This is a genomic window from Amycolatopsis thailandensis, assembly GCF_042723255.1.
In the GTDB taxonomy this organism is placed as follows: Bacteria; Actinomycetota; Actinomycetes; order Mycobacteriales; family Pseudonocardiaceae; genus Amycolatopsis; species Amycolatopsis thailandensis.
This window is the reverse complement of the sequence record NZ_JBHXJK010000036.1, coordinates 62,255-72,566: the sequence shown is the minus strand read 5'-3', so window position 1 is coordinate 72,566 and position 10,312 is coordinate 62,255. Positions and strand designations below refer to the sequence as shown.

Genomic DNA, 10,312 nt, shown 5'->3' with positions numbered 1-10,312 from the left:
CGATTAGGGGGCTAAACGCAGGTCGGCAGGGGTGGGAGCAAGGCGAAGGCCCCGGCGAGGGGCCGGGGCCTTCGGAGTGGGGTGGAGCGTGAGCGCGGCCGCTAGCGGCGGCTCTTGCGCAGAGAGGCGGCGAGGAGCATGACGCCGACGAAGATCGCCCCGCCCGCCATGACCCATCGGAAGTCGAACCGCGGGAGCCACGAGGCGCCGTCCGAGAGGACGTAACCCGACACCAGCAGCGTCGCGATCCCGAAGATCAGGGTGATGGCGTCCACCCCGCGCTTCGCAGGCTGAGCCGCCTGGGTCTGCGTGCTGTCGTAGTCGTCGTAATCAGCCACGACGCACCTCCACGTTTCCGACACCGTTCTTGACCTTCAGAGTGATCTTCTGCCCGCTGTCGCCCGCCGAGGTGAAGTCGATCGCGTCCTCGCCGACCCCGGAGCGCGACTGGCCGAGGCAGTCGACGTCGCCCGCACCCGTCTCACAGGAGACCTTCACTTCGGCACCCGCCGGCACGAGCACCGTCGAGTTGCCCGCCCCGCTGGAGACCTTCGTGGACACCGACGCTCCCGCCGGCAGCTTGGTCAGGTCGACGTCGATGTCACCCGCCGAGCGGTGGTACTCCGGAAGCACCTCGGACACCTGACTCGGCGTGGCCCGCAGGTCCCCGAGACCGCCCTTCACCGAGATGTTCTCGAACGGGATAGTGGTCAGCGCCATCCCGACGATCGCCAGCGGCACCGCCAGCCCGATCAGCCCGCGACCGCCCCGCACGAACGAACCGGCCACCAGCCCGATGCCGACCACACCCAGGGTGAGCCCGACGACGTGCTGCATGGTGAACCACGGTTCGCCGTCCAGGCCGAGGACGGTGCCGACACCGCCGACCAGCACGGCGAGCCCGAAGGTCGCGGCGCCGATCTTCGACTTGCGACCGCGAGGCGCCGGCGGCGCGGGAGGCGGCGGAGGAGTCTGCGGCGGCAGGCCGCCGGACGGCGAAGCGTTCGGCAGATCCCAAGCGGACGGGTCGGCCGCGAGCGGGTCCCAGCCGCCCTCGGTCGCCGTCGAGGTGGCGGCCGCGGACGCCGACGCCATCGAGAACGCGGCGGCGGGCTGGGCCGGCGTGGGCATCACAGGCCGGTTGAACTGTCCGCGATTGCGGTGCAGCAGGTACAGCGCGACAGCCATCAGCGCGAAGCCGATCAGCCCGGTGCCGTCCGCCATCCAGCCGCCGCTCAAGGTCCAGGTGAGACCGGGGAACAGCAGGATCAGCAGCAGCACCGCGAACGCGGGCGAGCTCGACGCGCGCCCCCGGCCGATCAGGCCCTCGAACGCGGAAACGGCGTCGCCCTCCTGCGGCAGGAACAACCAGCCCAGCAGATAGACGAAGACGCCGAACCCGCCGAAAACGGTCGCGGCGACCAGCGCGACGCGGACCACGGTCGGGTCGATGCCGTACCGGTAGCCGATACCGGCGGCGACACCGGCGAACTTACGGCCGTGTACCGGGCGGACCGGCCTGCTCCGCCAGAAATCCTTGACGGTCTCTTCGAAGCCGGCCGCGGGGCCTCGCTTCGGAACGTGTGTCTCACTCCCACTCATGCCACAAAGAATGCGCCCCGACGGCCCCCTGCCACATCCGGGAACGTCCCTGAGGTTTCCCCCAGCGGGAAGAGTCAGGGGTTTCCCCGATGGATCAGTGCGGGACTCCGTGTGACCATGGAGAACGTGCAGGAATCCGCCCCGACCGACCTCGCCGACCAGGTGAAGCCGACCATCATCGAGCGCCCTCCGGTGCCCGTTCCCGGCAGCCTGTCCCCGGCACCGTTCGAGCCGCCCAAGATGTACCGCCGCCGCTCCGGCCGCGCCATCGCGGGTGTCGCCGGCGGCCTCGCCGACCACCTCGGCGTCAAGGTGCTCTGGGTCCGGACCGCGTTCGCGCTGCTGGCCGCGCTGAACGGCGCCGGTCTGCTCGCGTACGGCCTGCTCTGGGTGTTCGTCCAGCAGCAGTCCGGTGAGGTCGAGCCGGAGAAGTCCGCGCCCAAGGAGAAGCAGCAGGCTTTCGGTCTGATGGCGCTGGGTGTCGGCCTCGCCGTCGCCAGCGGAACGCTGACCGGACTGATCAGCGGCTGGGTCGCCATCCCGCTGGCGCTGGCGATGATCGGTGCGGCGGTCGTCTGGCGGGAGGCCGACGAATCGCAGCGACGGCGCTGGCGGGTCAGCGCCAAGGGCGGCGTGGCCACGGCGTTCCTCGGCGGCGGGGGCTGGTCGGCCGCGATCCGCGTGGTCGCCGGTGTCGCGCTGGTGATGACCGGTATCGGCGTCGTCGTCCTGGAGAGCGGCAGCATCGACCAGGTCAAGTTCGCGCTGGTCGCCGTGATCGCGACGCTGATCGGGGTGGCCGTGCTGACCGTCCCGTTCTGGCTGCGCCTGGTCCGCGACCTGTCCGACGAGCGCACCGCCCGTATCCGCACCGACGAACGCGCGGAGATCGCCGCGCACCTGCACGACTCGGTGCTCCAGACTCTCGCGCTGATCCAGAAGCAGTCGGAATCGCCGCGGGAGGTCGCCAGGCTCGCGCGCGGGCAGGAACGCGAGCTGCGCGGCTGGCTGTACGGGCCTTCGGGGTACGGCAAGAGCAAGAAGACCGAGGAAGAGGCCGTCAGCGGACAGCTGTCCGAGGTGCTCGCGGCCGCGTGCGGCGAAGTCGAGGACGCGTTCGCGATCTCGGTTCAGCAGGTCGTCGTGGGGGAGGCGACGCTGAACGAGCCGCTGACCGCGCTGGTCCAGGCGGCGCGCGAAGCGATCGTCAACGCCGCGAAGCACGCGGGTGTCGACGAGGTCAGCGTGTACGCCGAGGTCGAGCCGACCGCGGTGACGGTTTTCGTGCGGGACAGGGGCAAGGGTTTCGACCCCGACGTCGTGCCGAGCGACCGGCACGGTCTCGCCGATTCCATCCGGGGGCGGATGGAACGGCACGGCGGGAAGCTGAAACTTCGTACCGCACCGGGTGAAGGAACCGAGGTCCAGCTGGAGATGCCGGTCAAGGCGGGGAAGGGCGCGGCGTGAGGTCGCTATGCTCATCGGACAGGGCGAGCGAGGGAGCATCGTGACGGAGAACCAGCAGACGCGGGAGCCGGTCAAGGTCTTCCTCGTCGACGACCACGCGCTCTTCCGGGCCGGCGTGCGCACCGAACTGGACTCGATCACCGAGGACGTCCGCGTGGTCGGCGAGGCGGGTTCGGTCGCCGAGGCGGTCGCGGGGATCGCCCGGACCAAACCGCAGGTCGTCCTGCTCGACGTGCACATGCCGGACGGCGGCGGCGCCGAGGTGCTGCGCCGGGTCCGGCCGGAACTGCCGGACGTCGTGTTCCTCGCGCTGTCGGTTTCCGACGCCGCGGAGGACGTGATCGCCGTGATCCGGGCCGGGGCGCGCGGCTACGTCACGAAGACGATCTCGTCGAAGGAACTCGTGCGCGCCGTCGTGCGGGTCTCGGACGGTGACGCGGTGTTCTCGCCGCGGCTGGCCGGGTTCGTGCTCGACGCGTTCGCCGACCGGCCGGGTTCCGCGCCGATCAGCGACCCGGACCTGGACCTGCTGACGCCGCGGGAACGCGACGTGCTGCGGCTGCTCGCGCGCGGCTACGCGTACAAGGAGATCGCGTCCGAGCTGTTCATCTCGGTGAAGACCGTCGAGACGCACGTGTCGAGCGTGCTGCGGAAGACGCAGCTTTCGAACCGGTACGAGCTTTCGCGGTGGGCTTCGGATCGGCGTCTCGTCTAGGTGGCACCGGTTCTCATCGGCCTGGTGGCCGTGTTCTTCCTGGGCATGGGGCTGCTCGGGCTCGTCGATCCGCGGCGGCTGATCCGGCCGTTCGGGATAACGCTGGACTCCGCGACGGCGCGGACTGAGGTGCGCGCGGTTTACGGCGGCTTCGGGGTGGCTGTCGCGGTGCTGCTCGCGTTCGCGGCTTTCGACGTCGGCGGGATCCAGCGTGGCGCCGCGATCGCGGTGGCCGTCGCGCTCGTCGGGATGGCCTTCGGGCGGTTGGTCGCGCGGTTCACGGAACGGCCCGAGGGGTTCTATCCGAGCTGGCTCTACTTCTGGGTCGAGCTGGTGATGGCCGCCCTGCTCGTCGTCTCCGCCCTCTGACGCGCGTCGACTTTAGCGGGCTAAACGCGATCCGGTCGGCCCCCAGGCCCCACCGCGTCGCGATTAGCCCGCGAAAGTCGCTCCCGCCGGTCCGGGGAGGTGCCCGGCGGCTGGGACCGGCGGGAGCGCGTTTAGCCCGCTAAACGCAGGTCAGGCGGGCGGCCGGAATTCGTGGGTGACCTCGATCTTCCCCACGATGTGCGTGTTGAACTCGGCCAGATCCTCGGCCGGGACCCAGAGCTCCAGGATGGTCTCCCCGCCCGCCTGCTGGACGGGGTACCGCTGCACGAAGTCCGTCTCGACCTCGAACCGCGTCACGAAGCCGGCACCGTCGTACCGCACGTTCCAGTCGCGGGCGATCTTGATCGCGTAGTCCTCGTTCAGCACCGGGTAGAAGATCGGCTGCTCCGGCAGCCGCGGCGGCCACTCGCGCCAGCCCGACTCCCGCACGAGGTCGAGCTCGACCGGCCCCGTCGGGCGCCACAAAGTCGTCGTCACGGCGCGGCCTCCCCGGCGGCGGCCAGGGGGCGCTCCACCACGGGGGCGGTAGCAAAGGTCCCCCGCTCCCTCGGGCGGAGCCGGGTCAGCGCGACCCCGCCCAGCACGACGACCATCCCCGCGATCACCCGGAGGTTCAGCGGCTCGGCCAGGAACACCGCGCCCAGCAGCACCGAGACCACCGGCAGCAGGTACCCGACGATCGACGCCGCGACGGCGCCCTCACTCGCGAGGAGCTGGTAGTTCAGCGCGAACGCGATCCCGGTCGACCCGATCCCCAGGATCACCACCGCCACGATCGCGCCGGTGCTCAGGTGCACCGGTTCGAAACCGCCCATCGGCATCGCCAGCAGCAGGAACCCGGTCGCGAGCAGCATCTGCCCGCCCGCCAGCGACAGCGGCGAGTCACCGGTGCCGGTGAGGTACTTGCCCTCGTAGACGAACGCGAAACCGTAGCTCGCGGCCGCCGCGAGGCACGCCAGCGCGCCCCAGCTGAGCAGCCCGGACGCCTGCCACGGCGCGAAGATCAGCAGGATCCCGGCGAGTCCGGCGATCAGCCCGGCGACCCGGACCGAGGTCATCTTCGTGCGCGCTCCCAGCATCGGCGCGGCGAGCAGCACCCACAACGGCGTCGTCGCGTTCAGGACGCCGGTGATCCCGGAGTCGACGGTCAGCTCGCCCCACGCGAACAGCAGGAACGGCAGCGCGTTGTGGAAGAACGCCGCGACGGCCAGATGTCCCCAGATCCGTCGTCCCGACGGCAGCCTGTCCCGGCCGAGGTAGCAGAGCCCGATCAGCACGGCCGCGCCGAGCGCCACCCGCGCCAGCACCAGCTGCACCGGGGAAAACGCGCCCAGCCCCAGTTTGATCCAGAAGAAACTCGATCCCCACATGAGCGCCAGCGCGCCGATCCGCAGCAGGGTCTTCGTCTCGCCCACCCCAGTCCTCCTTAAGTGTCCGGCTCAGCTTCACCGCGCCGACGCGTAAGGACAAGCGAAAATAACTGCATGAAGTCTTAAGGAGAACTGTAAGATCGGAGCATGCTGGACGTCCGCCGCATGCAGGTCCTCCGAGCCGTGATCAGCAGCGGTTCGATCACCGCCGCCGCCCGGAATCTGGGCTACACACCTTCCGCGATCAGCCAGCAATTGTCCACCCTGGAAAAGGAAGCGGGCGTCGAGCTGCTCGAACGCGTCGGCCGCGGCGTACGGCCGACCCCGGCCGGTTCGCTGCTGTCCGAACACGCGGAGACGCTGAGCACCCAGCTCGCGAAGGCCGAAGCCGCGCTCACCGAACTCAAGGAGGGGCGCACCGGCAGGCTCGCGATCCGCTACTTCGCCACCGCGGGCGCTTCCTTGGTGCCCTTGGCCGTCGCCGCGCTGCGCCGCGAGTTCCCGGGTGTCCGCCTCGACCTGAAACTCGTTGAGCCCGACGATTCGCTGCCCGAGATCGAGTCGGGCAAGGCCGACGTCGCGATGATCGTGCTCCCCAGCACCACTCCCCGGATCAAGGGCGCCGAGTACATCCACCTCCTCGACGACCCGTACCGCGCGATCCTGCCGAAGAACCACCGGCTCGCCCGCAAGCGTGTCCTCGATCTCGCCGAGCTCGCGGAGGATCCGTGGGTCGGCGTCGACGGTCTCCCCGGCGCCTGCCGCGACATCCTGCTCGACGCCTGCGGCGCGGCCGGATTCGCCCCGAACCATGTCGTCGAATCCGAGGATTACCAGACGGCGCAAGGGTTCGTGGCCGCCGGGCTCGGCGTCGCGCTCATCCCGGAACTCGGCCTCGGCGCCCCGCATCCCGGCGTCGCCATCCGCAAGGTCCGGCGTCCCGATCCGGTGCGGTCCATCCACGCGGCCGTCGCCGCGCACGCCAGGGAACACCCGGCGGTGCGGCGGTTCCTCAGCGCGATCCGCGAAGGTGCCCTGGCGGCCTGACCGGACGGGTAGTGGGGAGTGATCGGTTGGGCAGGAAAACCGGCTGGGCTTGAACAGCCGCACCGGCGGTCGACAACCTGGCAGGGAAGCCACGAATTCCGCCAGTGAAAGGACCCCCGTGCGTCCCCTGATCATCCTGCACGGCTCTTGGCACCAGCCCGCCCATTTCGACGACGTCGCCGAGCGCCTGCGCCGGGAAGGCGTCGACGTCACCGTCCCCGACGTCGGCGCGCGACCGATCGCCGAAGTCACCCGTACCGTCCAGGAGATCGTCGACCAGGCGGCCGAACCGCCGGTCGTGCTCGGGCACTCCTACGGCGGAGTGATCGCCAGCGGGCTCACGGGGGTATCGCACCTGATCCTCCTGGCCGCGATCATCAGCGAACCGGGGGAGACCGCCCGGTACTGGATCGAGCGGGTCACCGAGGAAACCGGCCGCGAACCCGAGTCGCTGCCCTTGATCTTCGACGACGAGGGCATGACCCACCTCGACCCCGCCGCCGCCCGCGAGGCCCTGTACGCCGACTGCTCGGACGCCGTCGCCGAGCGCGCCATCGCGTTGCTTCGCCCGGAGCCCGTCTCGATCTTCACCGAATCGCCGACCGGGGCGTCCTGGAAGGACACCCCGAACACCTACATCGTCTGCTCCGAAGACCGGGCGCTCGCCCCGGAAATGGTCGCCCACTTCGCCGCCCGCTGCGAAACGACGGTCACCTGGCGGGCGAGCCACAGCCCGTTCCTCAGCCGCCCCGTCGAACTCGCGACGCTGATCCGCGAGCGGCTCTAGATCAGGAACAGTTCCGCGAACAGCACTCCGATGAGGATCGCCGCCACCACGGCACCCGCCGTGATCAGCCACTTGCGGGTGTCGGGCGATTTCGCCGCGGCCGGCGCCGCGGGAGCGTACTGCTGCTGCGGCGCCGGTGGCACGTACTGCTGCTGCGGCGGCTGATACTGCTGCGGTTGTTGCTGCGGCGGCGGTTGCTGCTGGAGGAACTGCGGAACCGGCTGCTGTGGCGGCGCCTGCTGCATCGGGACCGGCATCGACGCCGGCATCGTCGGCATGGCGGGCGCGGTCGGCGGAATGAACGCCGTCTGCCGCCCCTCGGTGATCGCGCCCAGCGAGCGGACCGTGTCGGCCATCGTCGGCCGCACGTCCGGCTCGGCCCGCAGCATCTTGCGCAGCGCACCGGCCAGCGGACCGGCGGTCTGCGGCGGCCGTTCCGACGATTCGCCGTCCTCGCCGAACGGAGGAACCCCTTCGACGGCCGTGTACAGCGTCGCGCCAAGAGAGAACACGTCGGACGCCGAAGTCGCCGGCTCGCCACGCGCCACTTCGGGCGCCCGGTACGCCGGAGTCGCGCCACCACCGGTGATGCCGATGTCGGTGAGCTTCACACCGCCGTCGTCGGCCAGCAGGACCGTGCCCGGCTCGACGGTCCGGTGCACCACCCCGGCCTCGTGCATCGCGGCCAGCGCGCGGCCGAGCATGATGCCCAGGGCGGCGGCCTGCTCCGCGGTCAGCCTGCCGTGCTCGGCCAGGAAGGTCGACATCCCGCGCGACGGGATGTACTCCATCACCAGCCACACGTCCGGGCCGTCGGGCAGCACGTCGTACACCTTGATGGCGGTGGCGTGCTCGAACTTGGCCGCGTCCTTGCCCTCCTGGACGACGACGGCCTTGGCCTGCTCCGCCCGATCCGGCGGCAGGCCGACGGGCAGGTACATGCGCTTCATCGCGACCGTGCGCAGCAGGCGGGTGTCGAACGCCAGCCACACGATGCCCGCCCGGCCACGCCCGATGGGCTGGTCCAGGCGGTACCGGCCGCCGACGATGGAACCTTCAGAACTCAATGCAATCCTCAGATCACCCGTTGGCCGGCGGCGGAGCGGATGACGAATCGGTCGGTTCGTTCGACTTAGAGGGCGTCGTCGTAACCGACGTCTTCGTCGGAGTCGTCTTGGTGGGAGTCCTCGTCGGCGTGGGCGGATCCGGCTCCTGCGTCTGGGTCGCCTTGCTCGACGTCTTCTTCGACGACGACGTCTCCTTGGGCGGCTCGGCCGACTGCGTCTCCGACGGCGGTTCCGTCGTCTCGGCAGCCGAGGACGTCGGCGACGGGGACGGCTTCGTCGAGGAGTTCCCCACCTGCGCGGGCGCTTCCGGGTTGTTCGGGCTCAGCAGCCAGAAGCCCAGCGCGGCCAGCGCCACGACCACGACACCGCCGATGATCGCGGGCTTCTTCCACGCGCCCGGTTTCTCGTCGTCGTCCTCGTCCACCGGGCTGGTCTGCGCCCGGGTGGGCGGCGGCGGGGGAGGAGGAGGCTGGTCGTCGTAGTCGTCGTCATACGGATCGTCGTCGTAGCCGCCCGCGGGGATCGGGACGGCGCGCGTGGGCGCCGGGCCGCCACCGGGGTGACCGCGTTCGGACAGCAACGCCGTCTCGTCGTAGTTGTCGTACCCGTCGTAGTCGTCTTCCGGGTACCTCGACGCGGGCGGCTGGTGGTAGTCGTCCTCGTCGTCGTAGTACGGCCCCGCCGCGGCCTGGTCGTCGAGGAGCGAGCCCGAATGACCGGCCGACTCGCTGTCGAGCGCCTGGGTCACGCCCGCTCCCGCGAGACCGCCGGCGAGCGCGCCCGCGACCGGGGCGGCGAGCATGGTGTCGTCGGCGGGACCGCCCAGTGGCGTCTCGCCCCGCGCGACGGCGGCGAGGAGTTCTTCGCACTCTTCGGCGGTGGGGCGGTGCCGCACCTCCGGGTGCAGCAGCACGGCCAGCACGCTGGCGAGCGGGCCGGACTGGCGCGGCGGGATGATCTGCCCGGCCGCGACCGCGTGCAGCAGGCTCAGCGTGTTCTCGCTGAGCCCGAACGGCGGCTGGCCTTCGCAGGCCGCGTAGAGCGTCGAGCCGAGCGAGAACACGTCGGACTCGGGACCGGGATCCCCGCCGATGGCCACCTCGGGCGCCAGGTAGGCAGGGGTGCCGGCGATCATCCCGGTCTTCGTGACCGTGACGTCGTCCTTGGCCCGCGAGATGCCGAAGTCGGTGATCTTCACGGTGCCGTTGGGCGCCAGCAGGATGTTGCCGGGCTTGATGTCCCGGTGCACGATGCCGACCGCGTGCGCCTCGGTCAGCGCCGCGGCGACCTGCGCGCCGATCCGCGCCACCTCGGTCGGTGGCAGCGTCCGCTCCTCCTGCAGCACCTGGGCGAGGCTGGTGGAGTTCAGGTACTCCATGATCAGGCAGGGCTGACCGTTGTCGTCGGTGACGACGTCGAACACCGAGATGGCGTTCGGGTGGTGCAGCCTGGCGGCGATCCGGCCTTCCCGCATCGTGCGCTGGCGGGCGTCTTCGGCGCCTTGGGCCTCGAGGCCGGGCTGCAGCAGCAACTGCTTGATCGCCACCGTGCGGCCGAGTACCTCGTCATGCGCTTGCCAGACGGCACCCATCGCGCCTGTGCCGATCCGCTGGACTATGCGGTATCGACCGGCGACCAGGCGACCCTCGTCGCTCACGCGACCTCCCTTTGGGCTCCGTCTTCACGTCGCGGAGTCGTCCGCGCACGCGGTGCGGCCTTCAGCACGCCACAGCGTTGGAGCGTATGCACATGTAGTGGTCTGTGTGCCGGCTTTTCCGAGACCGACTCGTGACAAGGCTAGGCGCTCACTCTGCGCACACACACGCGGTACACACTGATCGCCCTGGGTGGAGGGCCTGTCTACGCG

At 70.5% G+C, this 10,312-nt stretch carries 11 protein-coding genes; 5 read left to right on the top strand and 6 right to left on the bottom strand.

What is annotated here, in order from left to right:
- Nucleotides 1-101: 101 nt before the first annotated feature.
- Nucleotides 102-338, bottom strand: coding sequence for a hypothetical protein (locus ACFWMR_RS17025; RefSeq protein WP_093938457.1), 237 nt, complete (start codon nt 336-338; stop codon nt 102-104).
- Nucleotides 331-1,602 (bottom strand): PspC domain-containing protein, encoded by a 1,272-nt coding sequence (locus ACFWMR_RS17020; protein ID WP_378275696.1) that lies wholly within the window; start codon nt 1,600-1,602, stop codon nt 331-333. The genes ACFWMR_RS17025 and ACFWMR_RS17020 overlap by 8 nt, the downstream gene beginning before the upstream one ends.
- 111 nt (nt 1,603-1,713) lie before the next feature.
- Here ACFWMR_RS17020 and ACFWMR_RS17015 point away from each other — a divergent pair, with 111 nt between their 5' ends.
- The 3 genes from ACFWMR_RS17015 to ACFWMR_RS17005 are packed head-to-tail and all read left to right on the top strand — an operon-like array spanning nt 1,714 to nt 4,153.
- Nucleotides 1,714-3,069, top strand: coding sequence for an ATP-binding protein (locus tag ACFWMR_RS17015; RefSeq protein WP_093938459.1), 1,356 nt, complete (start codon nt 1,714-1,716; stop codon nt 3,067-3,069).
- Nucleotides 3,070-3,076: 7 nt separating this feature from the next.
- The gene (locus ACFWMR_RS17010) at nt 3,077-3,784 is read left to right on the top strand and encodes a response regulator (protein ID WP_093938460.1); all 708 of its coding nucleotides are present in this window, start codon (nt 3,077-3,079) and stop codon (nt 3,782-3,784) included.
- A complete protein-coding gene (locus ACFWMR_RS17005; RefSeq protein WP_093938461.1) occupies nt 3,785-4,153 on the top strand; it encodes a DUF4345 family protein in 369 nt (122 codons plus the stop codon).
- 150 nt (nt 4,154-4,303) lie between these two features.
- Here ACFWMR_RS17005 and ACFWMR_RS17000 read toward each other — a convergent pair whose 3' ends face one another.
- Nucleotides 4,304-4,651, bottom strand: a complete 348-nt coding sequence (locus tag ACFWMR_RS17000) for a hypothetical protein (protein WP_378275699.1) — start codon at nt 4,649-4,651, stop codon at nt 4,304-4,306.
- Nucleotides 4,648-5,589 carry a DMT family transporter gene (locus ACFWMR_RS16995; protein ID WP_093935168.1) on the bottom strand — a complete coding sequence of 314 codons (942 nt, stop codon included), beginning with the start codon at nt 5,587-5,589 and terminating at the stop codon, nt 4,648-4,650. The genes ACFWMR_RS17000 and ACFWMR_RS16995 overlap by 4 nt, the downstream gene beginning before the upstream one ends.
- A gap of 102 nt (nt 5,590-5,691) precedes the next feature.
- Between ACFWMR_RS16995 and ACFWMR_RS16990 the strand changes: the two genes are divergently transcribed.
- Entirely contained in the window at nt 5,692-6,591 is a 900-nt protein-coding gene (locus ACFWMR_RS16990; protein ID WP_093935167.1) for a LysR family transcriptional regulator, read from the top strand.
- 118 nt (nt 6,592-6,709) lie between these two features.
- Nucleotides 6,710-7,378, top strand: a complete 669-nt coding sequence (locus ACFWMR_RS16985) for an alpha/beta fold hydrolase (protein ID WP_378275701.1) — start codon at nt 6,710-6,712, stop codon at nt 7,376-7,378.
- On the opposite strand, the gene ACFWMR_RS16980 is transcribed toward ACFWMR_RS16985, so the two are convergent.
- Both ACFWMR_RS16980 and ACFWMR_RS16975 read right to left on the bottom strand, forming a co-directional pair.
- On the bottom strand, nt 7,375-8,445 hold the full coding sequence (locus ACFWMR_RS16980; RefSeq protein WP_093935165.1) for a serine/threonine-protein kinase: 1,071 nt from the start codon (nt 8,443-8,445) through the stop codon (nt 7,375-7,377). The genes ACFWMR_RS16985 and ACFWMR_RS16980 overlap by 4 nt on opposite strands.
- 13 nt (nt 8,446-8,458) lie before the next feature.
- The gene (locus tag ACFWMR_RS16975; protein WP_378379012.1) at nt 8,459-10,102 is read right to left on the bottom strand and encodes a serine/threonine-protein kinase; all 1,644 of its coding nucleotides are present in this window, start codon (nt 10,100-10,102) and stop codon (nt 8,459-8,461) included.
- Nucleotides 10,103-10,312: the final 210 nt, after the last annotated feature.

Excerpts from the sequence above, each read along its gene's own strand:
- ACFWMR_RS17010 (WP_093938460.1), top strand. The coding sequence starts at position 3,077 with ATGCTCATCGGACAGGGCGAGCGAGGGAGCATCGTGACGGAGAACCAG.
- ACFWMR_RS16990 (WP_093935167.1), top strand. The coding sequence starts at position 5,692 with ATGCTGGACGTCCGCCGCATGCAGGTCCTCCGAGCCGTGATCAGCAGC.
- ACFWMR_RS17020 (WP_378275696.1), bottom strand. The coding sequence starts at position 1,602 with ATGAGTGGGAGTGAGACACACGTTCCGAAGCGAGGCCCCGCGGCCGGC.